Source organism: Vibrio sp. R10-SG-ISO4, from assembly GCF_059834135.1.
On the sequence record NZ_JCBDHJ010000021.1, the window covers coordinates 32,989 to 56,110 of the forward strand.

The 23,122-nt window shown below is 45.0% G+C and carries 21 protein-coding genes and 3 pseudogenes; 19 read left to right on the top strand and 5 right to left on the bottom strand.

Going from position 1 to position 23,122, the window contains the following annotated elements:
* Positions 1-77: 77 nt before the first annotated feature.
* Together AC6R03_RS15730 and glpX are read right to left on the bottom strand one after the other, a co-directional pair.
* Entirely contained in the window at positions 78-1,052 is a 975-nt protein-coding gene (locus AC6R03_RS15730; RefSeq protein WP_500625940.1) for a sugar-binding transcriptional regulator, read from the bottom strand.
* Between the two features lie 39 nt (positions 1,053-1,091).
* The gene (gene glpX, locus AC6R03_RS15735; RefSeq protein WP_500630543.1) at positions 1,092-2,096 is read right to left on the bottom strand and encodes a class II fructose-bisphosphatase; all 1,005 of its coding nucleotides are present in this window, start codon (positions 2,094-2,096) and stop codon (positions 1,092-1,094) included.
* 425 nt (positions 2,097-2,521) lie between these two features.
* Here glpX and rpiB point away from each other — a divergent pair, with 425 nt between their 5' ends.
* The 11 genes from rpiB (at position 2,522) to ribB (ending at position 12,283) form a co-directional block, all read left to right on the top strand.
* A complete protein-coding gene (rpiB, locus tag AC6R03_RS15740) occupies positions 2,522-2,968 on the top strand; it encodes a ribose 5-phosphate isomerase B (RefSeq protein ID WP_500625942.1) in 447 nt (148 codons plus the stop codon).
* Between the two features lie 27 nt (positions 2,969-2,995).
* Entirely contained in the window at positions 2,996-3,991 is a 996-nt protein-coding gene (locus AC6R03_RS15745; protein ID WP_500630542.1) for a TRAP transporter substrate-binding protein, read from the top strand.
* A gap of 78 nt (positions 3,992-4,069) precedes the next feature.
* A complete protein-coding gene (locus AC6R03_RS15750; protein WP_500630541.1) occupies positions 4,070-4,642 on the top strand; it encodes a TRAP transporter small permease in 573 nt (190 codons plus the stop codon).
* Positions 4,639-5,922 carry a TRAP transporter large permease gene (locus tag AC6R03_RS15755; RefSeq protein WP_500625945.1) on the top strand — a complete coding sequence of 428 codons (1,284 nt, stop codon included), beginning with the start codon at positions 4,639-4,641 and terminating at the stop codon, positions 5,920-5,922. Before AC6R03_RS15750 ends, AC6R03_RS15755 begins: the two co-directional genes overlap by 4 nt.
* Positions 5,923-5,939: 17 nt before the next feature.
* Positions 5,940-6,953 carry a 4-hydroxythreonine-4-phosphate dehydrogenase PdxA gene (locus AC6R03_RS15760; RefSeq protein ID WP_500630540.1) on the top strand — a complete coding sequence of 338 codons (1,014 nt, stop codon included), beginning with the start codon at positions 5,940-5,942 and terminating at the stop codon, positions 6,951-6,953.
* Between the two features lie 13 nt (positions 6,954-6,966).
* Complete coding sequence (locus tag AC6R03_RS15765; RefSeq protein ID WP_500630539.1) at positions 6,967-7,968, top strand: dihydroxyacetone kinase subunit DhaK; 1,002 nt, start codon at positions 6,967-6,969, stop codon at positions 7,966-7,968.
* Positions 7,969-7,970: 2 nt separating this feature from the next.
* Positions 7,971-8,603: a dihydroxyacetone kinase subunit DhaL gene (gene dhaL / locus AC6R03_RS15770; protein ID WP_500625948.1), complete on the top strand. Its 633-nt coding sequence runs from the start codon at positions 7,971-7,973 to the stop codon at positions 8,601-8,603.
* Positions 8,600-9,370, top strand: coding sequence for a triose-phosphate isomerase (locus tag AC6R03_RS15775; protein ID WP_500630538.1), 771 nt, complete (start codon positions 8,600-8,602; stop codon positions 9,368-9,370). Before dhaL ends, AC6R03_RS15775 begins: the two co-directional genes overlap by 4 nt.
* Positions 9,371-9,396: 26 nt before the next feature.
* Positions 9,397-10,293, top strand: coding sequence for an AEC family transporter (locus AC6R03_RS15780; protein WP_500630537.1), 897 nt, complete (start codon positions 9,397-9,399; stop codon positions 10,291-10,293).
* 28 nt (positions 10,294-10,321) lie between these two features.
* The gene (locus AC6R03_RS15785; RefSeq protein ID WP_500625951.1) at positions 10,322-11,161 is read left to right on the top strand and encodes a sugar phosphate isomerase/epimerase family protein; all 840 of its coding nucleotides are present in this window, start codon (positions 10,322-10,324) and stop codon (positions 11,159-11,161) included.
* A gap of 12 nt (positions 11,162-11,173) precedes the next feature.
* Positions 11,174-12,283 carry a 3,4-dihydroxy-2-butanone-4-phosphate synthase gene (ribB, locus tag AC6R03_RS15790; protein WP_500630536.1) on the top strand — a complete coding sequence of 370 codons (1,110 nt, stop codon included), beginning with the start codon at positions 11,174-11,176 and terminating at the stop codon, positions 12,281-12,283.
* Positions 12,284-12,501: 218 nt separating this feature from the next.
* Here the strand turns inward: ribB and AC6R03_RS15795 are convergent.
* Positions 12,502-12,684 (bottom strand): annotated as a pseudogene (locus AC6R03_RS15795) (IS66 family transposase); the annotation flags it as partial.
* A gap of 134 nt (positions 12,685-12,818) precedes the next feature.
* On the opposite strand from AC6R03_RS15795, the gene AC6R03_RS15800 reads away from it, so the two are divergent.
* The 7 genes from AC6R03_RS15800 (at position 12,819) to AC6R03_RS15830 (ending at position 18,417) form a co-directional block, all read left to right on the top strand.
* Complete coding sequence (locus AC6R03_RS15800; protein ID WP_500630535.1) at positions 12,819-13,484, top strand: amino acid ABC transporter permease; 666 nt, start codon at positions 12,819-12,821, stop codon at positions 13,482-13,484.
* 2 nt (positions 13,485-13,486) lie between these two features.
* Complete coding sequence (locus tag AC6R03_RS15805; RefSeq protein ID WP_500630534.1) at positions 13,487-14,158, top strand: amino acid ABC transporter permease; 672 nt, start codon at positions 13,487-13,489, stop codon at positions 14,156-14,158.
* Between the two features lie 10 nt (positions 14,159-14,168).
* Complete coding sequence (locus tag AC6R03_RS15810) at positions 14,169-14,903, top strand: amino acid ABC transporter ATP-binding protein (protein WP_500625955.1); 735 nt, start codon at positions 14,169-14,171, stop codon at positions 14,901-14,903.
* Positions 14,903-15,859, top strand: a complete 957-nt coding sequence (locus tag AC6R03_RS15815) for a glycosylasparaginase (RefSeq protein WP_500630533.1) — start codon at positions 14,903-14,905, stop codon at positions 15,857-15,859. The genes AC6R03_RS15810 and AC6R03_RS15815 overlap by 1 nt, the downstream gene beginning before the upstream one ends.
* Positions 15,849-16,643 (top strand): transporter substrate-binding domain-containing protein, encoded by a 795-nt coding sequence (locus tag AC6R03_RS15820; RefSeq protein WP_500625957.1) that lies wholly within the window; start codon positions 15,849-15,851, stop codon positions 16,641-16,643. Before AC6R03_RS15815 ends, AC6R03_RS15820 begins: the two co-directional genes overlap by 11 nt.
* 75 nt (positions 16,644-16,718) lie before the next feature.
* On the top strand, positions 16,719-17,453 hold the full coding sequence (locus tag AC6R03_RS15825) for a copper homeostasis protein CutC (protein WP_500630532.1): 735 nt from the start codon (positions 16,719-16,721) through the stop codon (positions 17,451-17,453).
* Positions 17,443-18,417 (top strand): LacI family DNA-binding transcriptional regulator, encoded by a 975-nt coding sequence (locus AC6R03_RS15830; RefSeq protein WP_500625959.1) that lies wholly within the window; start codon positions 17,443-17,445, stop codon positions 18,415-18,417. Before AC6R03_RS15825 ends, AC6R03_RS15830 begins: the two co-directional genes overlap by 11 nt.
* A gap of 250 nt (positions 18,418-18,667) precedes the next feature.
* On the opposite strand, the pseudogene AC6R03_RS15835 reads toward AC6R03_RS15830, so the two are convergent.
* A pseudogene (locus tag AC6R03_RS15835) lies at positions 18,668-18,841 on the bottom strand (IS3 family transposase); the annotation flags it as partial.
* A gap of 29 nt (positions 18,842-18,870) precedes the next feature.
* Between AC6R03_RS15835 and AC6R03_RS15840 the strand changes: the two are divergent.
* A pseudogene (locus AC6R03_RS15840) lies at positions 18,871-19,670 on the top strand (IS256 family transposase); the annotation flags it as partial.
* An 85-nt stretch (positions 19,671-19,755) separates the two neighbouring features.
* Here the strand turns inward: AC6R03_RS15840 and AC6R03_RS15845 are convergent.
* Positions 19,756-22,779 (bottom strand): Tn3 family transposase, encoded by a 3,024-nt coding sequence (locus AC6R03_RS15845; protein ID WP_500629641.1) that lies wholly within the window; start codon positions 22,777-22,779, stop codon positions 19,756-19,758.
* Between the last annotated feature and the right edge of the window lie 343 nt (positions 22,780-23,122).

Below are 23,122 nucleotides of genomic sequence, written 5' to 3' on the forward strand. Positions count from 1 at the left end.
AGCATTTCGATTAGTTTTAACTACCACCCCCCTATAGGGGGGTGGTAGTTAAAAAATCGAGCCGAGCCTGAACACTTTTATCTCTGAGCGTCCAAATTTAGGATGGTAATCGCGTTGGCAACGCTCGTTGCTAGTATATCAATGGCTCCGGTACGAAGAGCTCCAACAATCGACAATGGCTTGCTGCTTTCTGCGGCTATGGCGATAACCTGAGGGATTTTTTGGTAGTCAGCAATGGTTAAGCCAATGACACGATTACTCATTTTTGTGTCCTGAACTTCCCCTTTGATGTCGTAAAAATCATAACCCCCAACTTCTCCGACTACACCTTGCTGAATACGTGCCTCAACCATTTCTTGTACCGAGAACCAGCCTAGGTTGACCATGTAGCTACTTTCGTTCAAATCACCGATACCAACTAACGCGACATCTGCTTTACGAGCAATGTCCATAGTTTGCTGTACCGTTTCATCCTCCATTAGTGCACTACGTAACTCAGGGTTGCGTATATACGCTGGCGCATACAGTGTTTCACTAACCCCGTCGAAAGTCTTAGCGAAGCGACGCGAAATATGGTCGGCATTGAGGATGCCTCCGCGAGGGTGAATCCCGCCGATACTTGATACAAAAGTACACTTTTTGGGGTTCACAATACCAGTGTGTTCTGATACTGCAGAAACATTTCTTCCTTGTCCTACGGAGACGACCATTCCGTCTTTTAGAGTCGTGGATAGATATGTCGATACTACTCCGGCGAGTAGTGCTCGTTGTTCGTTCTCTGTTGGTTGGTCAAGAGCGATCAGCGCTCGTTTGAGACCAAAACGTTCTTTAAGCTGTTCTTCTAGTTTGGCACCAAATACAGGGTGGTATTTTACTTTAATTTCGACAATACCTTGGTCCCTTGCACGTTTCAGTAAGCGACCAATTTTGACTCGAGATAGGCCAAAACGCTTTGAAATCTCTTCCTGAGTGGCGCCGTCTTGGTAATACGCAACAGAAATTTCGGTGAGTAGGTTAGTCTCTTCCGTCTGTTCTATATTATTCAGTTCCATGATGTTCCTTGTGAAATGGCCGCTTAATGCGGCTCTTGTTTATGTCGCGACCGGTTCTAGTTCACTTTCAAGTAGGTGTGAATCATGAGTGGACTTAACCATTCTAATCTTTTTTGACTTGCCTTGTATCAGTAGAGTCTCGGTAGTGAGTGATTGGCCCTGTTTTTGAACACCATTAAGGACGTCGCCAGTCGTGATCCCGGTTGCCACGAATATCACCTCGGAACTTTTTGCTAGTTGATTCAGTTGTAATACGGTATTTGGCGTAACATTCATTTCCGCACAGCGCTGAAGCTCTACTTTTGCTAACGCGATAGTGTGCTGGTCTTGTCCTTTGACCTGATCGCGTGGAAGCAAGCGCGCTTGCATATTTCCACCCATTGCACGAATGACTGCGGCACTGACAACACCTTCTGGTGCACCGCCAATACAGTACATGACATCAACTTCACTTTGTTCCAAACAAGTGAGTAGTGACGCTGCAACATCGCCATCAGGAAAGGCATAAACTCTTACGCCAAGGTTTTGCATCTCCTTAATGGCAAGGTTGTGTCTCGGCTTTGCTAATGTCGCGACCACTAATTCATTAATAGGTTTGTTGAGTGCTTGTGCGATATTCTTCAGGTTTTCTGTGAGCTCGAGTGTTAAGTCGATGGCGTGTCTTGCTCGAGGACCAACAACGAGTTTTTCCATGTACATGTCTGGAGCTTGGAGGAGTGTACCTTTCTTTGCTGCAGCAAGTACTGCAAGCGCGTTAGATTGTCCCATGGCTGTCATGCGTGTACCTTCGATGGGATCAACTGCAATATCAATCTCAACACCACCCGAACCGAGTCGCTCACCGATGTATAGCATTGGTGCTTCATCGATTTCTCCCTCACCAATCACAATGGTTGCGTCGACCTGAGTTCGATTCAGTTGTAATCGCATTGCTTCTACAGCTGCCGCGTCTGCTTTCTCTTTGTTTCCTCTACCAAGCCACTGATAGCCTGCTAAAGCAGCACGTTCGGTTACTTGTACGAGAGCGAAGCCTAGTTCATCCATGTATATGTCCTTATAAAAAATGTTGATGACCGTTCATTTGTTAAGGTTACATTTCAAATGTTCATCATGCAAAACAAAAAATGAGCAATGGGTATAGATCAAATGTTAATTGCTATGTGCATCGTAATTCAGTCAAGTCGTATTGTATTTTTGCGTTCACGAGTGGGGGGGGAGCCATAGTTACGATGGTTGTTAGGAGGTTTTTTAGTTAAGACTATGTTTTTTAATTGTATTTTTGTGGAGGGTTTGTTGGGGGTGATTGTTTTCAAGTTAAAATGCTTAGTTTCATATTGATCACGTAATTGTTATCAATATGTATATATTTGGTGATCCACGTCCCACTTGAAAAATGTTCATATGTTGTTTTTCTGTATATATGATTAAGGTCATTTGTAAAGTTCGTGGTCATATGAACAGGAGGAAACATGATAGCGATAGGTTGTGATGATGCGGCGATTGAATTGAAAGAGTGCCTGAAATCGCATTTGGCTTCGAAAGGTATTGAATTTGTCGATTATGGGGTAGACCAACAAAGTGCAGAGCTTTACCCAGATATAGCAAAGGCAGTCAGTGTTGCTGTCAGTAAAGGTAAACACCAACGCGGAATCATTCTCTGTGGTACGGGTATAGGTGTATCAATTGTGGCGAACAAAGTCCCGGGTATACGGGCTGCTCTGTGTCACGATACTTTTTCAGCAGAGCGAGCTCGAAAAAGTAACGATGCTCAAATTATCACAATGGGATCTCGAGTCATCGGTCATGAGCTAGCTAAGTCTATTTTGGATACATGGCTAGATTCTGAGTTTTCTGATGGTCCTTCAACCAAAAAAGTAAATAGAATTAAGGAGATAGAGAAAGAGTTTATAAGCTAATTTTGCTTCAATGTTTAACGGAATAACGTGGAAATAAAAATGAATAATATCAAACTTACTCTGACTACAACGGCAATCACAACCCTACTATCGACTAATGCATTTGCAACAGATCTGAAAGTGGCAACAAGTGCTCAAGTCGGGTCACTCCAGTACAACACAACTCAATATTTCACCGAAGTTGCGAACGAAGAGTTTAAGAAACAAGGCATCGATTACAACTTGAAGTTCTTCGGTGCGGCTCAGTTAGGTAAAGACAAAGACGTTCAGCAAAAACTGAAATTGGGCACAGTAGATTTGGCACTACTAACATCAACGCTGCCAACTCACGTTTCAGAAATGGCCCTGTTTGAACTGCCATTCCTTGTGTCTGACCGTGAACACGTTGCAAAGATAGAGAAAGACGTCTTCTGGCCATATATTGCGCCGGCCGCTGAGAAAAAAGGCTACAAAGTCATAGGCTTTTGGGAAAACGGCTTTCGCAATATTACTAATGCGAAACGTCCAATTAATACACCAGAAGATTTACAAGGTCTGAAAGTTCGAACACCAAACAGCTCTTGGCGCGTGAAAATGTTCAAAAACTGGGGAGCTAATCCAACGCCAATGAGCTTCAGTGAAGTATTCATCGGTTTACAAACAGGTGTTATCGATGGGCAAGAAAACCCATACACCAACATTTACGCGGCAAAACTGCATGAAGTACAGGGTTACCTAAGTGTGACAAACCACGTGTATACACCGGCATACCTAACTGCAGGCGCGCGGCACTACGGTAAGTTTCCTGATGATGTTCGTGCCATCTTAGAAAGCTCAGCGAAACAAGCGCAGCAATGGGGCTACCAAGAAGCGACAAAACTTGAGACAGAGTTAAGAGACAAACTTGTTGAAGGTGGTATGAAGCTCAACATTGCAAATCGCGATGCCTTTGTCAGCGCAAGTCAACCAATTTACGACGACTTCGTGAAAAATGTAAATAACGGCAAGGTGATGTTAGATAAAGTTATGACGGCAAGTAACTAAGTTAAACGCCATAACGTTTATCTCTAACGGCTGCACCGTTGGGTGCAGTCTAGCTGTCACATGTTGCGAGGGCTTACGATGTCTTTTTTAGCTAGCATAAATACAATTTCACATGTTTTAGAAAAAGTGCTTATCGCGATTTCGATGACGATACTCATCGCGTTAAGTACCATAATTATTGTCGCTGTTTTTTCACGATTTAGCGGCGCTTCTCTTTATTGGTACGACGAAGTGTCGGCCATTCTTTTGGCTTGGCTAACCTTTTATGGCTCCGCTCTATGTGCACTAAAACGTTCTCATATGGGGTTTGGAGGGTTAGTGGCTAATATGACGCTTGGTATGCGCAAAGCCGTTTTCCTACTGAGTGAATTCATTGTTATTGCGTTCTTCGCCGTCATTGCTTGGGCTAGTTACTACATCTTACAAATCTTTGGTGACGAGACACTGACCAGCCTAGATTTTATCCCTTTGGCCTTTGCTCAATCAGCGCTACCAATTGGTGCGGTGCTGTTTATTGTGGCTCAACTGTGCTCTCTCCCCAAAGCGTGGGCGTGGATTCGTCTTGGTTCTAACCAAGAAAATGAAGAGATCAGAGAAGCCATCAAAGATGCGAAAAAAGATATGGCTGAAGCCATGGAGGCAGTGAAATGAGCGCGCTAGTTGTACTATTTTGTTTAATCGGCTTAGTCATGATCAATGTCCCAATTGGTATAGCTATTGGTGCTGTAGCTCTGATTGGTATGGTAGCGACATCGGGTATCGATGCTATCTATAACGCGGCTTTGGCTATGTTTGAAGGTGGCTCAAAATTTACCCTGTTGTCTATTCCATTGTTTGTCTTTGCTGGTGCATTGATGAATACGGGTGGTATTTCGCTGCGCTTGATCAATTTTGTTAACGCGATTGTGGGCTTTGTCCGAGGTGGACTTTCAATGGTGAATGTGGGTGTATCGATGATCTTCGCTGAGATCTCGGGCTCTGCTGTAGCCGACGTTGCAGCCTTGGGTTCGATCTTGATTCCTGCAATGAAAAAGCGTGGATATTCCGCCAGTTTCTCGGCGGCAGTCACATCTTCTTCTGCCTCGCTCGCTGTAATCATCCCACCTTCTTTACCTATGATTATTTACGGTGCGATGGCAGACGTGTCCATCTCGCAGCTATTTGTCGCCGGTATTATCTCTGGCCTACTGGGTGCGGCGGGTATGTTTGCGGTCTGTTATTACTACGCAGTCAAATACAATTTACCTCGTGAGGAGTCTTTCAGTTTACGAAAATTATGGGTTGCATTTAAAGATGCGTTCTGGGCTTTGACTCTGCCATTCGCCATTCTAGGCGGCATTCTTTCTGGGTTTATGACCGCAACCGAAGCTGCGGGTATTGCTGTTCTACTCGCGATTGTTATTAGTGTTTTCATCTATCGGGAAATGAACCTAAAGCTGTTTTACAAAGCGATGATGGAAGGTGTGACTGGCACTTCAGTAGTGATGCTCTTAGTGGCGACATCAGCAGTGCTTGGTTTGTTCCTAACTGAGCAAGAAGTACCACAAGCAATGGCGGCTGGGATTCTTAGCATTTCAGAAAACAAATACGTTGTGCTGATGATGCTAAACCTCATGTTGTTGGTTGTAGGTGTATTCCTACACGGTGCAGCAGCGATCATCTTAACGGTTCCCATTGTATTACCGCTAATTCATGAACTGGGTATCGACCCAATTCACTTCGGCATCATGCTTGCTCTTAACATCTCGATTGGTCAGCAAACGCCTCCGGTTGCCAGTGTGTTGATTACCGCATGTTCGATAGCTAAACGTGACATTTGGCAAGTAACTAAAGTGAATATTCTATTTATTGGTGTGTTGTTCGCAGTGCTTATGCTTGCGACCTACGTTCCAGCAATGTCTGTTGGCTTTGTTGACTACATGTATAAATAACTTCAAGGATTTGAGAAATGACTAAACCTACTATTGCACTTGTTCTCGGCGACCCTTCAGGTATAGGCCCTGAAGTAGCAGTAAAAGTATTGGCTAAGGAAGCAAACCGCCAGCAAGCGAATATTCTGATCATTGCCGATGAGTATGAATTGCGCAAAGGCATGGACATCGCGCAAGTATCGTTTGATTACGATGTAGTTGATAATTTTGAACAAGCTGATTTTCAACCTAGTAAGCCGGTGTTGTTGAGGTTCTCAAGCTCTCACGAGGAGCCGATAGAATACGGACAAGCCACGCCGCAAGGTGGTACTTATGTTCTTGAAACGTTGAAGATTGCTGTTGATCTGACGTTAGCCAACAAAACGCATGGTATCTGCTTCGCACCATTGAATAAGCAAGCGATGAACATGGCAGGGCTAGCACATCGAGACGAGCTGTCATGGTTTGCAGAATTGACGGATTTCCACGGCTTTGGCTGTGAAGTGAATGTGGTAGATGACATCTGGGCTGGCCGCGTGACATCGCACATTCCATTTAAAAATGTGGTGGAAAACCTAACGGTAGAGTCGGTGCTTGAAACCATCGAATTGATGAACACAACCTTGATATCTGCAGGTTTTGAACAGCCTCGTATTGCGGTGCAAGCACTTAACCCGCACGGCGGTGAAGGAGGCCTGTTTGGTGATGAAGAAATCACAGTAATTGCACCAGCGATTGAAAAAGCCAAGGAGAAGGGCATTCAAGCGTTTGGACCTTTCCCTGGCGATACTACGATGTGGGTCGTGGAGAAAGAGAACATGAACTCAATCGTGTCTATGTACCACGATCAAGGAGCAACCGCATTAAAGATGATGGGCTTCGATCGTGGTGTCACTGTTCAGGGCGGGATCCCAATTCCGATTGCAACGGCAAACCACGGCAGTGCATTTGATATATACGGTAAAAACGTCGCGTCGACACCTGCGATGGAAAATGCGCTCAAGCTTACAGTCCGTATGGCATCTAGCTATCAAGCGAACAATCAGTCCTAGGGTAGGGAAGAGTATGAGAAAACCAAAAAAATTAATTAATGACCCTATGAATGTCGCTCAGGAGCAATTCGACGGTTTGCTCGCGACGATGAATGGAAAATTGGAGGCGTTACCGGGAATTACCGCGGCGATGCGTACAGATTTTCCATCAGACAAAGTGGCGATTGTCACTGGTGGTGGTGCTGGGCACGAGCCGTTATTTGCCGGTTATGTTGGTCCAGGACTAGCGGATGCTGCGGTACTTGGCGATATCTTTGCAGCTCCAGCGCCTAACGTGATTTTACAAACCACTGAAGCGGTCAGTAACGGTAAAGGTGTGATTTATATTTATGGTAATTACGCTGGCGATAATATGAATTTCGACATCGCGGCAGAGCTAGCGGATGATGATGATATCAAAACTCACTCTATTCGTGTCTGGGATGATGTTGCTTCAGCACCGTTGGACAAAATTCAAGAGCGCCGCGGCACAGCCGGTGATTTGTATGTACTGAAAATCGCAGGCGCCGCTTCTGAGCAATATGATGACTTTGACAAGATTGTGTCGGTAACAGAACGTGCTCGTGATAACACCCGGTCCATTGGTGTTGCCCTATCAGCGGGATCGGTACCACAAACCAATACCTTCAACTTTGAACTGCCAGACGACGAGTTAGAAATCGGTATGGGCTTACATGGTGAGCCGGGTGTATCACGCGAAAAAATGACATCGGCAGATGACGTCGTCGATCGCATGATAGACCAACTTTGTGATGACCTACCTTACCGCTCAGGTGATGATGTCTGCTTACTAGTCAATAACCTTGGTGCTTCAACTTATATGGAGCTGCTTATTGCCAATCGACGTGCGCACATTAAGTTGGCCGAGCGCGGAATTAAAGTACATAACACTTTAGTCGGGAACTACTGCACTTCACAAGAAATGTCAGGTTACTCGATCACTCTTATGAAGCTTGATGATGAGCTAAAAACACTATTTGACCTACCTTGTGAATCATTTGCGTTGAGGAAGTAAATATGAATGCATTAACAGCGAAAAACATGATGGCTTATGTTGCTCAAAAGATGGTTGCAAGTGAGCCAGTATTGACCAAATACGACCAAGCGATTGGTGATGGTGACCATGGGATTGGTATGGAGCGCGGCTTTAAAGCGGTTGCTGAGCTCTTAGACAGTGATTATCAGCCGGAAGATGTCAGTAAACTACTGTTGAAGATTGGCTCTACGATGATGGCCACCATGGGCGGTGCGTCCGGTGCGATTTTCGGTACTTTGTTCCGCAGTGGTGCGAAGTCAATTAAAGGTACGACAGAGCTTGATACGGATACGTTATCTACGTTCCTAGCAGGCGGCTTACAAGGGGTTTATGAACGTGGTGGTGCTAAGCCGGGTGACAAAACTATGATAGATGCATTGGTGGCTGCGGTCGAAAAATCAGAACAACTTTCTGGTCCACTAACCGATACGCTCCCGGCTATTGCACAAGCTGCTGCACAAGGTGTGGAAGCAACCAAAGATATGATTGCAACTACAGGTAAAGCAAAGACACTAGGAGAACGTTCGCTGGGGCACCCAGATCCAGGTGCGATGTCGATGGCGTTTATTCTGCAGTATATGAATGAATACGCGGCTGAGCAGGTTACCGCATGAAGAAGGTCTGGGTCGGCACTAGCTGGAAAATGAACAAAAATATGCAAGCAGCCGAAGCCTGGGCTTCTGCTGTCTTGCCATCATTGACACGTTGTTCGAATCGTATCCAACCTTTCGTGATCCCGCCTTTCCCTTACGTGCAAATGTTGTCTAAGTTGCTCTGCGAGCAATCGATTCGCGTCGGAGTACAGAACATTTGTTGGCAAGATGAGGGGGCATACACCGGTGAGGTGTCTCCTATTATGGCGAAAGACTGTGGCGCGACGATTGTCGAAATTGGTCATTCTGAGCGTCGAGCCATGTTTGGCGAGACCGACGAAACGGTCAATTTGAAAGTACATGCAGCACTGCGTCATGGTTTAACTCCACTTGTATGCGTTGGTGATACCGCGCAAGAGAAAGAGTGGGGGGTATCAGTGGAATCTGTCATTCGACAAGTGAAGATTTCATTGTATGACGTTCCTGTTGAATCGTTAGTGCGAGTAGTGATTGCTTATGAGCCTGTTTGGGCGATAGGTGAACATGGCGTACCGGCAACTAAAGAAGAAGCGCAGATTATTCACCAAGCCATTCGTTCAGCTTTAGCTGATCAATATGGTTCAGACGTCTCTCAAAGCATGATTCTGTTGTATGGAGGTAGCGTAAATTTGTCCAATGCGAGTGGCTTAATCGAACAGCCTGATATCGATGGTGTGTTCGTCGGTCGAACAGCGTGGGAAGCAAATGGTTACTCAGAGTTACTGAGTATAGCTGAACGAAGCAGCTAAGGGCGGGTATGGAGCAAGTTAAGTTAATGAGCTGGATCATTCTTGGCCTAGGGTGTGCCACTTTGATCACTGGGATTTCCAAACCTAGAGTGGATTGGGTCAGACGTTTTGCTTTTACTTATCTTGCGCCGTGCTTGTTTTTTTCATCGGTATATCGAACGGATCTGCAAAACCTTCCATCACTGTCGGTATTTACTACTTATATTTTATGCTTTGGCGTTGTTTTCTGGGGACTGAAAGCATGGCTCGTCACACAAGGTAATCATACGGTGGCTTCGTCCAATATCAAGGCTGTCGCAGCTTTATATCCTAATGCCGTTGGGGTAGGGGGCCCGCTAGTGCTTGCACTTTACGGCCCCAAAGCCACTTTAGTTTTGATGGGTGTGATCGTGACGAACCTGTTATTGGTTTTACCATTGGTCAATATCTTAATGATTCGCTCGGGCGAGCAAGGGTTTTATAACTACCGTAATGTGGCAACTGATCCGATCTTATTGGCCATCGTGTTTGGGTTATTGCTTAACGCACGGGGTATTGAGCTTCCTATCCTCTTAATTGATGGGTTCTCTATGATTGGTGCAGCTGCAATACCAATAATTTTATTCATCTTAGGCGCAAGCTTAAGCTTTTATTCACTCCGCTCACTAATTCAAGAAAAAATAGGCCTACTTTTGGCCATCAAGATCCTTCTATTTCCAATGCTTATATTGCTATGCGCGAAGTATGTTTTCTCTCTCTCGGTTATCGAAACCCAAGTGCTGGTTATTTTGGCCAGCCTACCGACGGGGTTGAATGTCTACTTGCTATCCGAGCGGTATCAAGTCGCCAAAGAAGCCACCGCTGGAGTGATCCTATTTACTACCGGCTTCTCTCTTATCTCTTTGTTGGGTTGGGAAGTGTTGCTGTATCAGTGGGTAGTTTAAACAAAGAACTGCTAAAAGGTTGAACACTATGAAAGTATTAGAAAGACTAGCCATCAATACGGCTATTTTTGACGGACATGACCTCAAGACATCGTTAAAAACGATTCGAAGCTTGGGTGTAAACCAAGTTGAATTCGCTTTTAATCAGGGCTATGTAGGTAGATTAGATAGCGATATGTTCTCTAACACCCATGCCCAATACTTGTTGTCACTGCTAGAGAAAGAGCAACTGATCACACAAGCTTTGGGCTGCACAATGAACTTGGCGTCTCCCTCAGCGATCGAAGATTTTATGGTACGTATCGATTTTGCGCACACGCTGGGTGTTACTTATTTAAATACTTGTACCGGTCCTATTGCCGATCGTCACATTATTGTCGAAAACCTGAAAATATTGGCTGAATATGCCAAGGATAAAGGTTGTGTTATCTGTATCGAAAATGGCGGCGACCATAACTTTAACGCTTTTGCGAGCGCGCATGATGGCGTAAGAATTTTGTCGGAAGTCGATAACTCGGCACTAGCTCTGAATTTCGATCCTGGCAACTCAGTGTCATTAGTACCTAATCTTAGCCCGAGTGAAGAAGCGCAGGTCGCATTGCCATTCTGTCGTCACTTCCATGTTAAAGACGTTCAAGTGCATGACGATAAGTTCACCTTTCCAGTGTTGGGCGAAGGGGTGGTAAACTATCAGTCGATTCTGCAGTCTTTAGCATCGCGTCAAATCCCTTTTAGCATTGAAAAGCCGTTGCGTATGTACCGTCGAAAGGACTCCTTTCCTATTCGAGGGCGCTCACCAGAAAGCATGGAGACCATTGTTTCGGTATTGAGGCAATGCATTGAATACATTAACACTACCACTGACTAAGCGGGTGGCCGTATGCCAATTAGTACAATTGAAGAAATTATTGAAGATTATCGCCTAGGTAAAATGGTCATTCTAATGGATGATGAAGATCGTGAGAACGAAGGCGATATTATGATGGCGGCGCAACATGTGAGCGCACAAGACATCAATTTTATGGCCACTCATGGTAGAGGTTTAATTTGTTTAACTCTGACTAAACAACGTTGTGAATCACTCAACCTATTCCCGATGGTTTCTAACCCAACAGAACCTTGGGCTACAGCCTTTACCGTTTCTATCGAAGCGGCTCAGGGGGTTACAACGGGTATTTCAGCAGAAGACCGCGCTACTACCGTCCAAGTGACTGTTGCGCAAGATGCCAAGCCTACTGATTTGGTCACTCCCGGTCATATTTTTCCTCTAGCGGCAAAAGAGGGTGGTGTACTTGTTCGTGCAGGACATACTGAAGCTGGTTGTGATCTAGCGAAGCTAGCGGGTGTCGAACCGGCATCAGTTATCGTAGAAATTCTCAATGAAGATGGCACTATGGCTAGGCGCCCTCAATTGGAGGTGTTTGCCGAAAAGCATGGTATTAAACTTGGCACAATTGCGGATCTGATTGAATATCGCAACACAACTGAAACTACCATCGAGCGTATTGCGGAGTGCAAACTTCCCACTGAGTTCGGCGACTTCTCAATGACTACTTATCGCGACACGGTCGATAATCAAGTGCATTATGCATTAACTAAAGGCGAAGTTAATTGCGAACCGACCAACGTAAGAGTGCATTTGCATGATATCTTCAGTGATTTGCTGTTTTCGACTCGCGACAACAAACAAAGTTGGTCACTTAGAAAATCAATGCAAAAAATTGGTGCTGATGGTGGTGTTTTGGTGATTTTAGGCCACCAAGAATCGTGCGAATCTACTATCGGGCGAGTAAAGAATTATCAAGCGCTAGATGCTGGACAGAATGTTAAGCCGAATAAGAAAGCTCAAGCGTCACGCCAAGTAGGTGTTGGTTCGCAAATCTTGGCGGATCTTGGGGTCAGCAAGATGAACTTACTTTCTTCGTCCGACAAGAAGTATCATGCTTTGTCTGGCTTTGGCTTAGAAGTGGTAAGTTATATCGAGCCTTAATGTCCCCTTTCTCCAAAAGGGGGATTCTTAGTTCGCTCGAATCAAATTGGGTCATCTAGACTGGGTTACTCCAATCCGCTAATCCAGTCGCTCCCTAAGCTAATCCTGCCTGCCCGACAGTTGCTGCGTTAAGATCTCGATGATGGCTTTCTGTTTCGAAGGTACATTAAAGCATCGCGCTCGCATTTGCTTGGTTCGAGAGCAAGCAGTTTTATTTACCAATTCAAAACCAGCGGTTTAATTAAGTGTTCAGTACTATTATTGTCTATCGATAAGTGCCCGTCATCGATATGGCTGATGATCTTTGGCCGTTCAGGGAGCGTGTACTTTATCGTCTTAGCCAGCCTGTTAGACTCTATCACTTGTTGAAACGTCATCCACTCGCACAGCCCATTGAGTATCTATTTACAAAATCAGAACTTATTTATAAAAAATTATTAACTTTGTGAGACCGGTTTCACTTTCTGACAATCTCTGTTGCATAGGAAGTGCGCAGCCCATAAATTGAAACTAGTTTCAATTAGAGGGATATTCCGTGTTTGATATTTCGATAATGTATCGATACTTAGACTCGTTTATAGATGGATTTGCGATAACCGCTAGTATTAGCGTCGCTTCTATTATTGGTAGTTTCTGTATTGGTTTGCTGGTGATGTTTGCGTCCATTAGTCAGTCAAAAGTGCTGTCTAAAACGGGCTATATCTACATAAACGTGTTTAGGAACATTCCCTTTATTGTTCAGGTGTTCTTTATTTTTTATGGTTTACCTGAACTACGTATTTTCATTGTTCCCTACGCCACGGGAGTGTTGGCGCTATCTATTGCTGTTGGCGCGTATTGTGCTGATGTGCTGCGGGCGGCTGTTCAGCAGGTTGATCGGGACGTGATAGAAGCAGCTCAATCCTTTGGCTTAAAACGCTTAACTATCTATCGAAAGATCGTTCTTCCCATCGCGTTGCGAAATTCGATCAAACCACTAGGTTCGATCTTCGTGAACCTAATTTTGACCACGTCTATTTTGTCGACAGTAACACTTAACGAACTTACAGGGACCGCAAAAATCATTGCGGCGGAAACGTTTAGGCCATTTGAAGTTTACTTCTTTTTATTACTGTTTTACTGCGTGATGACGTACATCTTATCCATTCTTATTGCTTTAGTGCACAAGCGACTAAATCGATTTTCTGAAGTAGGAGCATAGCGATGTCTGATAATGAATTTGTCCCCTATGACCTTATTGTTTTGCTTAGTGGAATCAGTGTTTCGTTAAAGGTGTTTTTGGTATCTAGCTTGTTTGGCGGTTTGTTGGGTTTAGGGTTGGCGCTATCTCGTCACTATCGATTCCCTATATTGAGCCAGCTTTCTGTTTTTGTAAGCGAGTTTCTTAAAAACTCACCAGTTCTGGTTCAGCTGTTTCTGATCTACTTTGGCCTGCCGATCTTCCTCTCTATGGACATGTCGGCGGAATTAGCCGCGACTATCACGCTGACAGGCAATACGGCTGCATTTGTTTCCGTCATTATTGTTACCGCAATGGCAGCGGTAGATAAAGGTCAGGTTGAAGCTGCACGTTCGTTTGGCATCTCTGAGATGGTGATTTTGAAGAAGATCATTACGCCTCAAGCATTGCTGGTTGCCATTGCGCCACTCGTCGGTCTCGCGGTTAACCAACTACAGGTCACGTCACTAGTCTCCGTTATAGGGGTTATGGACATTACAAAAGTAGGCGCCATTTTGAACCAACGTACGTGGCAGCCATTTATTGTTTGGCCTGTCATCGGGCTGACCTACTTCGCCATGTCGATGGCCATCTCCAAGGTGGGAAGAAAGCTCGAGCTCTACTTACGAAAACATCAATCTTGGTCTTTAGCATAAGGTGAACCCCATGATTTCAATTAACAACGTAAAGAAGTCTTTTGGAAGTAACAACATATTAAAAGGGGTCAGCCTAAATATTGAGCAAGGTGACGTAGTTTCTATTTTAGGTGCGAGTGGCTCTGGAAAGTCAACCCTACTGCGCTGTATCAATGGGCTGGAATCAATTAATGACGGTGACATTACCTTCCTCGACCTTTCGGTTTCCAACAAAACGGAGCTACAAAAGATCCGTACGTCAGTGTCGACGGTGTTTCAACACTTTAATCTTTACCCGCATTTGAGCATTTTGGACAACATCACCCTAGCACCTATTGAAGTATTAGGGCAAAGCAAGGAACAAGCCAAAAGCACCGCAAGAGAACTGTTAAAGCTTGTTGATTTAGCCGACAAAGAGGCGAGTTTTCCAGCTCAACTCTCTGGCGGACAAAAACAGCGTATCGGTATTTGTCGCGCTCTAGCAATGAAGCCGGAGTGTTTGCTATTGGACGAAGTAACTAGTGCGCTTGACCCAGAAATGACCTCAGAGGTGCTCGATGTACTCGCTGACCTGGCAAAGTCAGGCACAACATTAATCTTTGTCACTCACGAAATTGCCTTCGCGAAAAAGATCTCCAATCGTATTGTTTTCCTCGACGAAGGGGTAGTAAGAGCTGACATGGATAAAGACGCTTTCTTCTCCGATGAAGGCGGTAAGAAAGACGAAAGAATTAGACGATTTTTAGAGAAAATGGATAGCAAATAATGATTGTATTATCAAATTCAGAAGCTTGGCCGGGAATCGATGACACGGTAAATATGCTTAATAGCGGCGACAATGGTCTCGATGCGGTTATTTGTGGTATTGAAAAAGTTGAAGCAGAACCAAGAATTCGCAGTGTAGGTTACGGTGGCTGGCCTAACCTATTGGGTGATATGGAATTTGATGGTGCGGTAATGGACGGCAACACGCTTCGAACAGGTGCCGTAGGGGCCGTCAAAGATCATTTTCACGTCACGCGCATTGCCAAAAAAGTGATGGAAGAACTGAACCACGAAATCCTCGTGGGGGAAGGGGCGACACGCTTTGCTTATGAAATGGGTTTTGAGTGCCCTAACCCTCTACTAGAGGACTCTAAAGAAGTGTGGTTTAAGAAGCTTCAAGAAATCACTGGCGAAGAAAACCCTGACATGTCGACTCGTCCGCTTGCGCATCTCAATTCAATGATCACCGACCCAGAGAAAGTCCGTGATACCACCGTATTTCTAACTAAAGACAGTAAAGACAGTATCTATGCAGCTACTAGTACGTCAGGGTGGGCATGGAAATATCCAGGACGCCTTGGCGATTCGCCTATTGTCGGCGCTGGTTTTTATGCGGATAGCCGATATGGTGCGGCGGCCTGCACTCATACTGGGGAAATGACCATCAGAGCCAACACATCCTACTCCATAGTAATGGCGATGCGTCTTGGCTTCTCACTAGATCAAGCGGTAGATATGGCCATTGAAGAACTAAATTCGCTTAGAACGGGCTTTTTAGCCGGCGTTGTCATTCATGCGATCGATAAAGATGACAACTACCGAGTCATCAATTTTGGATGTGAAGAGGACATCAAATACTGGGTTTACAAATCTGGAATGAGTAAACCTGAACAAAGAATAGCGGAAAGACGCTATATGGATAAACGAAATGAAATGGAGAACCACAATGAAATTTAAGGCATTGGTTACCACCATATTGGCAAGTGCACTCGTAATCAGCTCCCCCTCAGTTTTCGCTGGCAAACTCGAAGACATTCGAGAGCGCGGTTACATTAAAATTGGCGTTTCACTCGGTGGCGAACCTATCGGGTTTCGTGATCAAAAGAATAACCCAGTAGGTTATGACGTTGATTTAGCAAAACGCTTAGCACAAAAACTTGGCGTTGAAGTACGCTTCACTGATGTTCATGGTGACGCTCGTGTTTCAATGTTGTTTTCTGACCAACTAGATGCTGTCATCGGTAATATGTCAGCGACATTAGAACGTGCTAAATCGGTAAATTTCTCTATTCCTTATGCACGCGCTGGCCTTCGTATTGTGCATCAAAAAGACCAGAATATTAATTCACTGCAGGAACTTGCGGGCAAACGCGTAGTTGTAGGCCGAGGTTCAACTGGTGAAACCTTTTTGAAACGTGAAGTGCCAGACGCTGAATTGGTTTACACCGATAACTTTGCACCAGACGGTGTATTGTTGCTTCGACAAGGCCGTGTAGATGCGGGTATTGAAGACAGCTCCCTGATTGATTACCTAGCCACTAACAACCCAAATCTTGTAACTCTGCCAGGCTTGCACTCCAATGACCCTATCGCCATTGGAGTTAGAAAAGGCGACGCCGAGTACTTACGCTGGATGGATATGTTTGTTTCCGATTACATTAATTCTGGTGCTTATGAAGCCTCTTACCACAAATGGTGGGGCGCGGATGCTAACCCACCTAAACTAGTGGGTACTTGGTAAACTAATAATTCAAAGGCCCTTCCCCCGGGCCTTTTCTCTTCTCTATCTTTCCACAAGTTCCAATGAGCTAGCTGTATGAAAATTGAAGTCTGTATCGATAACATTGAATCACTGTACACTTCCATCGCGGCAGGGGCCGATAGAATAGAATTGTGCAGCGCTCTGTCGCTGGGCGGTCTAACGCCCTCATTAGGCTTGATAACTCAGGCTGTTGCTGTTTCTTCTATCCCTATTTACGTAATGATTCGCCCTCGCGATGGCGACTTTGTCTTTAGTGAAGAAGAGATCCACTTTATGGAGCAGGAAATACTCAGCTACAAGTTGCTTGGCGTTGATGGCGTCGTCATTGGTGCGCTTAATCCCAACGCTACCATTAATGAGGTGGCACTGCGTCGATGGACTACCGCCGCTCAAGGTATCGGAATCACTTTTCATCGCGCATTTGATTTGGTTGCTAACCCGATAGAGAGTTTAGAGCTTCTATGCCAATACCCGATTGACAGAGTTTTAACTTCAGGGCTTCAGCCTACTGCGCTAGAAGGTATAGCGATGATCAAACAGTTAGTCGACGTCGCTCATGGGCGCCTATCGATTATGGCGGGCTCTGGAGTAAACGACAGCAATGCGCTCTCACTGGTTGATACCGGTATTACTGAGCTGCACCTTTCTGGTAAGAGGAAGCGCCCTAGCAACATGCTTCAGCAGACCTCACAAATCTCCTTGGGAATAGAAAGTAGCGATGAGTGGGTCTCGGTAACAGACTATGATAAAGTGCAAAAAATCGTGAGGTTATTTGCGAATGAGTACTAAAACACTACCTACATTAAAGGATGTAGCCGACCGAGCCGGCGTATCAAAAGCGGTTGCCTCTCGGGCTTTTTCAAAAGAGAAAAAACCCATATCTGAAACAAAGAAGCAGCGCGTGTTGAAAGCCGCCGAAGAACTTGGGTACGTCATGAATCCCTTCGCTCATAGCTTGAATAGTAAAACGACTGGACTCGTTGCCATTGTGGTCAACCACATTAGTGATTTGAGTGACCTTGAGCTGTTTGACAATTTACTTCGAGGACTGCAATCAATAGGCAAGCTACCAATTTTCATTCGCATCAAAACCGAGCAGGATATTGCATCAATTACTGATAATTCGTTCGTCCATCACGTGGATGCGGCAATCATTTTCTCGGATCTCATTGAACCTAAAGACATGCCAAAGCTGTTCCTTACTCCGAGAGTGATCAACCTTAACGGACAAAACTGGGACAATACATGGTCGGTTTTGCTCGACGAAGAGCAAGCCATTCAGGATGCGGTGAATTATGCTGTTCAAGCCGGCGTGAAACGAGTTTATTTACTTGCCGGACGACAAAGCTCTGCGGTTGAAGAACGCAGGCTGGCTTTATACCGAGACAACTTTGCACGCCACGATATTTCTTTGAAAAACATCGCCTATTGCAATTATAAGTATAATGAGGCGAAGCAGTACCTCATCGACAATTCAAGCGAAATTGTTCAACCAAATAGTGGTGTAATTTGCACCTCTGATGCAATGGCGATGGCTGCAGTAGACAGTTTTGGTAACAACCAACATAACCGTCCGGTAATCATCGGGTTTGATAACACTTTCTTCTCTCACTTTGGATCTTACCAATTCCCAAGTATTGGCTACTCAAAGGAAGAACTTATTGACATGGTGTTGGAGTTGATTACCCTGTCTTCTACGGAGCAAAACCTATCTGGTGAAAAGTTCATTCGCAACTTTTTTAACTGTCATTGAGAGAATGTGTTTTATACAGGGTGTCAAACCCGAAGAGAATTAAAACGCTCTTAAAATAACTTCTTGAGATCCGAAGACATCAATTTGGTAATGGTTTGTTCACGGGTTGAGTTTAAAATTAATTATTGTTAGCTTGATGGGATGAAACAGACCACAACACCTTCATTATTTTTCTTTTGGTGGCGCTCTAACTAGAGCGGCACGGGATTCTCACATTCTTAAGCTGCTGGAAGGTAGCTAGGACTGTGTTCATGTAGGCTGAGACATCTTCCCTCATATGCTCTCTGGTTGGCTGATGTACTTTAAATAACCAGTCGTGCTTTAAGTGACCTTTCCCCGAGCTTCCGAAGAACCGCTCGGCCAAGGCATTATCCCAGCAAGCTCCGACACCTCCCATGCTTGCCTGTATGCCATAACCCTGTAGCTGTTTGCGATACTGAGGCAGCAAAGTCAATTAAGACAGAATCTGATCTTGATGACTTCCGAAAATGCTAACCAAGGTGACCGTTGAAACGGCGTTGAACGCTGAACTCGATGAGCACCTTGGATATCAAAAACACCAATCTAGAAACAGCTCCAACTCCCGCAATGGCTACTCGGGTAAGTCCATTATCACCGATGATGGAGAGGTCGATATCGACGTCCCTCGCGACCGCGAAGCTAGCTTTGAACCTCAACTCGTCCGCAAGCACCAAACTCGATTCCAATCTATGGACGACAAGATATTGAGCCTGTACGCGAAAGGCATGACCACACGTGAAATCGTCGCAACGTTCAAGGAAATGTATGATGCTGATGTCTCGCCAACGCTGATATCAAAGGTGACCGACTCGGTACTCGAGCAAGTGATTGAATGGCAGTCGCGACCTCTCGACGAAATTTACCCTATCATCTATCTCGATTGCATCGTGGTTAAGGTGCGTCAAGACAAGCAAGTCATCAACAAAGCGGTCTATCTTGCGTTAGGCGTCAACATGGAAGGCCAGAAAGAACTGCTCGGCATGTGGCTCTCTGAAACGGAAGGCGCCAAGTTCTGGCTTAACGTGCTGACAGAGCTTCAAAACCGTGGGGTAAAAGACATCCTTATCGCTTGCGTTGACGGACTAAAAGGTTTTCCTGACGCCATCAACACTGCGTTCCCAGAGACGCAAATACAGCTCTGTATCGTCCACATGGTGCGAAACTCGGTCAAATACGTCCCTTGGAAAGACTACAAAGCGGTGACGGCTGACCTGAAGAAAATCTACCAATCAGGGGTATTGCGCCCATTTCTACGAAAAGTTCCACGCACCTCGTTAAGGTCATGATTTTATGAGACTATTTAGTAGGCGTCATCTATCAAACATCGTTATCATCACCTAAAGCCCTCTCTGATAAAGGGTTGACATCTTCCAGCAAGGCTTCAAGGTTTAGTGCATTCTGTTCTTCGGCAAATGTATAGTTACCCGCCAACTGAATATGGCTCCATGCGACGGGAGATAAATTGGCCAGTAGATCGACCACCGTTTGGTTACCTTTTTCTTCAAAGCGCTCCACTAATCCTGATAGCAAAGCCGAATTGTAATAGATTATGCAGTTGGCTATGAGACGAGCGCAGTCATTCCATTGCTCAATTTGATAATCATGGCCACCACGAAACTGGTTTCCATTTACCGACGCTATGGCACGTCGTAGTTGGTGATACGCTTCACCCCTATTCAAAGCCTGCTGAACAAACTGCCGGAGTGTTTGATTATCGACATACTCAAGAACGTAAATACACTTGATGAGCCGATCGTATTCCCGTAGAGCTTGAAGCGTACGAGTACTTCGTTTGGTATTAGCCAACTTTTTTACCACTGTACTTTGACTGGCTGATTTCCGGCTCAACGAACAGACTATATGCTGAATATTGTCCCATTCTTGCTCTATCAGCTTACTCTTAATTGGCTTCTTTAGGTTAATCTCCAGCTCTGGAGTCACACTTACATCAAACAATCCTTCAAAAATTCGCTTAAATCGTGCGTAACGTGGCGCAAATTGATAGCCAAAAATGTCTAATAACGCGAAGTTGACACTGTTTACGCCGTGAGTGTCTGTTGCCACGGAGCTTGGCTGTATCTCGCTACTATTGTTATAGAGAAGATCAAAGGCGAAATGAGCTTCATACTCATTGGGCGCGTTTACTGTCGTGTTTACTGGCACATGGTTGACCACTAATGTCAGTGCGGAAACCCCTTTCCCTTTGCGAAAGTACTTGGCTGAGAAACGGGCTTTAAAGGTATTGATCCGGCAAGCATGCTTTTGCCCATCGATACTACCAAATGGCGCTTGCTCATTGATGGTGTAGTACCTAAAGATTGGCAGTTTTGCTGTAGCATTAGAAATTAAGTCGTTAGCAACCTGTGTTGTCTCGGGTCGGATGTAACTGTCATTGACTGCGCGAAGGGCACCCACGCTGCGATCAGATACAGATGCAATATGGTGCAGCCCATAGTTCGCCCCATTGCCAAATAGACAAGCAATCAGATCTTCATCTTTTGCTTTCACGGTCTTCTTCCGTGATGCCATTGCAGAAAAAGCACTAAGATAATCTGTTTTACGGCTGACGTAACGCATTACCTCGATGATCCCCTTGTGCTGGATCTGATTGTATACTGGATTGTCAATGGCGGTCTTCCAACGACGGTTTGCCAAACTCCAAGTCAACTGATTAGAGCGAGGTTGGCATCGAACAAACTCGTTTGCATCCGCTGTTATATTTGCTGTGACACGCTTCAGCAGTGTCTGAAAGCGTTCTTCTAGCTGGGATAAGGTCTCTGATATCGGTGTAGCCAATCGTGTTAAACCTGTTTTTTCAATCAACGATACTTTATCCGACCGCCAGGTATCGGAAGGGATCAGGTCGTCTTCTAATCTGCGGTTCTTTTCACTCTCCATTACATATACTTGACCACTCTCAATATAAGTCGCAATCCGCTGGTAGAGGTAGTGTTCAAAACGTAAAGGGTTTGGTGTTTCCTGGGCAATGTATGGTTGCTCTCGAGGCGGGATAAGGGTCTCATTGATTGTCTGGATTAACGAACCCTGATTAAGCTCTCGCTTAGCGACAGTAATTTGATCCGTTAAAGTTGGCTGCAGCGTCTCAATATCGATGGCGATAAAGAGTTTGCGCAGCATTTTCCCTGATTTATGTGCATGGTGATCCACGTACTGCCACTGGTAATCTCGCAGATCGAGTTCGTTTTGGCACAAGTGCTGGCTCACTCTATTCAAATCTGTAGCTTCAAGCAGGGAGAAGGCACGTTGACGTACTTCGCCAAATGAGACCGAGTCTTCCAAGTCGTGGTCAGTAAATAATCGTAATATACTGCCAGCTTCTTTGAGTTTTGTACGAACTACTTCTAGGTCATCAGCAACCCGCTGCCTTGCGTACGCTTGAGCGGCTTCTCGGTGTTTCTCAACTCGATAACAAAAGGCTGTCACCAAACGGTCATTATTTTCTCTGTACCGAAAATAAAGGTAGCACACCAGATATAGCAACCCTTGCCACTTTGGTGTGCGTCGAAGTTTATATACTGAACGATGTTTAACTAAAGAGGCGTAATAGATCATGTTGCCTCGTGAAAGCTGCAGGGAACTGACCAAGGCTTTTAATGTTGGATAGATACGCTGCAGTGTGTGGTGTGTACTCAGTTCGCGTTCTAACTCGGAAGAAGCAAACCCTCTGGCAGAGCCGCGGTACTCAGATAAATTGTTAAGCTCTCCTTTATTTTTCATGATGCTTTGTAGTGTTTGAACCGCTTCTACAGACAAACTTCTCGACATGATGGCTTCAATACGTTTCCTTTCTTTGCTGAGTACTGTCGTTACCAGTGACTGGAGCGTACTGTAACCAGGTAAGGCTATACGGTGTTGACTGAAGAACGCGATCGCTTCATCTAATAAGTATCGAGGGTCGCTGAAAATCGTAGCGACATCAACTAGCCGGCTTTGCAACGCTGCCGAATACGTGGGCGTCAAAGTAGAAAACTCCAGCTGTGCTAATACCTGGCTAATTACGCGTGATTTTGTAGCTTTAGCTAGAACGACTTGTTGCGGCTTTTTGCCTGAGAAGTAGCGCTGACTGAGGTACTGGATATCACCACGTACTTGAGCGAGCTCAAACTGCGGTACAACGGGTTTGGCACGAAAGTAACCCAAGTACAAGATAAAGTAGTATTGCGTCTCTAAACGTGACAGGGACCGAACATAGCTGAGTAATTTACTATCGAGTGCGAAGTACTCTTCTCTTTCTTTTTGGCTGAGCGTAGGTAAACTATAGAGAGCATCAATTTCGTCGGCTTTCAGGATCTGGAGGCGTTGTTTTTTGGTCGCTGACATTGGGATTATCTGAACTATAACAAGAAGATGCCAGCATGCTAAGTGAACACTACTTCCAAAACAACACAGACATTTGTGCACCATGTTTATCTGAAATCGTTTAACATGGTGGGTGATACCCCAAACGTGCTCACAACCATCACTACACGTTTTTTGTTGAGCAGACAATACCGATTGCCAAATACCGCACCTCTAAGAGTCCTACTTGCTACTGTCACAGTATGCGACTTAAGCCTCCACTAAAATGTTGCTTTACATTTAACATCTCATAAATGATTTGGCGCAGGAGGGCTGAGTTAGATCATTGACCAATCCGACACGTAACGTTGCCGTTGTTCTAGTC

Excerpts from the sequence above, each read along its gene's own strand:
- AC6R03_RS15825 (WP_500630532.1), top strand. The coding sequence starts at position 16,719 with ATGAAAATTGAAGTCTGTATCGATAACATTGAATCACTGTACACTTCC.
- AC6R03_RS15830 (WP_500625959.1), top strand. The coding sequence starts at position 17,443 with ATGAGTACTAAAACACTACCTACATTAAAGGATGTAGCCGACCGAGCC.
- rpiB (WP_500625942.1), top strand. The coding sequence starts at position 2,522 with ATGATAGCGATAGGTTGTGATGATGCGGCGATTGAATTGAAAGAGTGC.
- AC6R03_RS15820 (WP_500625957.1), top strand. The coding sequence starts at position 15,849 with ATGAAATTTAAGGCATTGGTTACCACCATATTGGCAAGTGCACTCGTA.
- dhaL (WP_500625948.1), top strand. The coding sequence starts at position 7,971 with ATGAATGCATTAACAGCGAAAAACATGATGGCTTATGTTGCTCAAAAG.
- AC6R03_RS15845 (WP_500629641.1), bottom strand. The coding sequence starts at position 22,779 with ATGTCAGCGACCAAAAAACAACGCCTCCAGATCCTGAAAGCCGACGAA.
- AC6R03_RS15815 (WP_500630533.1), top strand. The coding sequence starts at position 14,903 with ATGATTGTATTATCAAATTCAGAAGCTTGGCCGGGAATCGATGACACG.
- AC6R03_RS15785 (WP_500625951.1), top strand. The coding sequence starts at position 10,322 with ATGAAAGTATTAGAAAGACTAGCCATCAATACGGCTATTTTTGACGGA.
- AC6R03_RS15765 (WP_500630539.1), top strand. The coding sequence starts at position 6,967 with ATGAGAAAACCAAAAAAATTAATTAATGACCCTATGAATGTCGCTCAG.
- AC6R03_RS15755 (WP_500625945.1), top strand. The coding sequence starts at position 4,639 with ATGAGCGCGCTAGTTGTACTATTTTGTTTAATCGGCTTAGTCATGATC.
- ribB (WP_500630536.1), top strand. The coding sequence starts at position 11,174 with ATGCCAATTAGTACAATTGAAGAAATTATTGAAGATTATCGCCTAGGT.
- AC6R03_RS15760 (WP_500630540.1), top strand. The coding sequence starts at position 5,940 with ATGACTAAACCTACTATTGCACTTGTTCTCGGCGACCCTTCAGGTATA.
- glpX (WP_500630543.1), bottom strand. The coding sequence starts at position 2,096 with ATGGATGAACTAGGCTTCGCTCTCGTACAAGTAACCGAACGTGCTGCT.
- AC6R03_RS15805 (WP_500630534.1), top strand. The coding sequence starts at position 13,487 with ATGTCTGATAATGAATTTGTCCCCTATGACCTTATTGTTTTGCTTAGT.
- AC6R03_RS15810 (WP_500625955.1), top strand. The coding sequence starts at position 14,169 with ATGATTTCAATTAACAACGTAAAGAAGTCTTTTGGAAGTAACAACATA.
- AC6R03_RS15730 (WP_500625940.1), bottom strand. The coding sequence starts at position 1,052 with ATGGAACTGAATAATATAGAACAGACGGAAGAGACTAACCTACTCACC.
- AC6R03_RS15750 (WP_500630541.1), top strand. The coding sequence starts at position 4,070 with ATGTCTTTTTTAGCTAGCATAAATACAATTTCACATGTTTTAGAAAAA.
- AC6R03_RS15775 (WP_500630538.1), top strand. The coding sequence starts at position 8,600 with ATGAAGAAGGTCTGGGTCGGCACTAGCTGGAAAATGAACAAAAATATG.
- AC6R03_RS15780 (WP_500630537.1), top strand. The coding sequence starts at position 9,397 with ATGAGCTGGATCATTCTTGGCCTAGGGTGTGCCACTTTGATCACTGGG.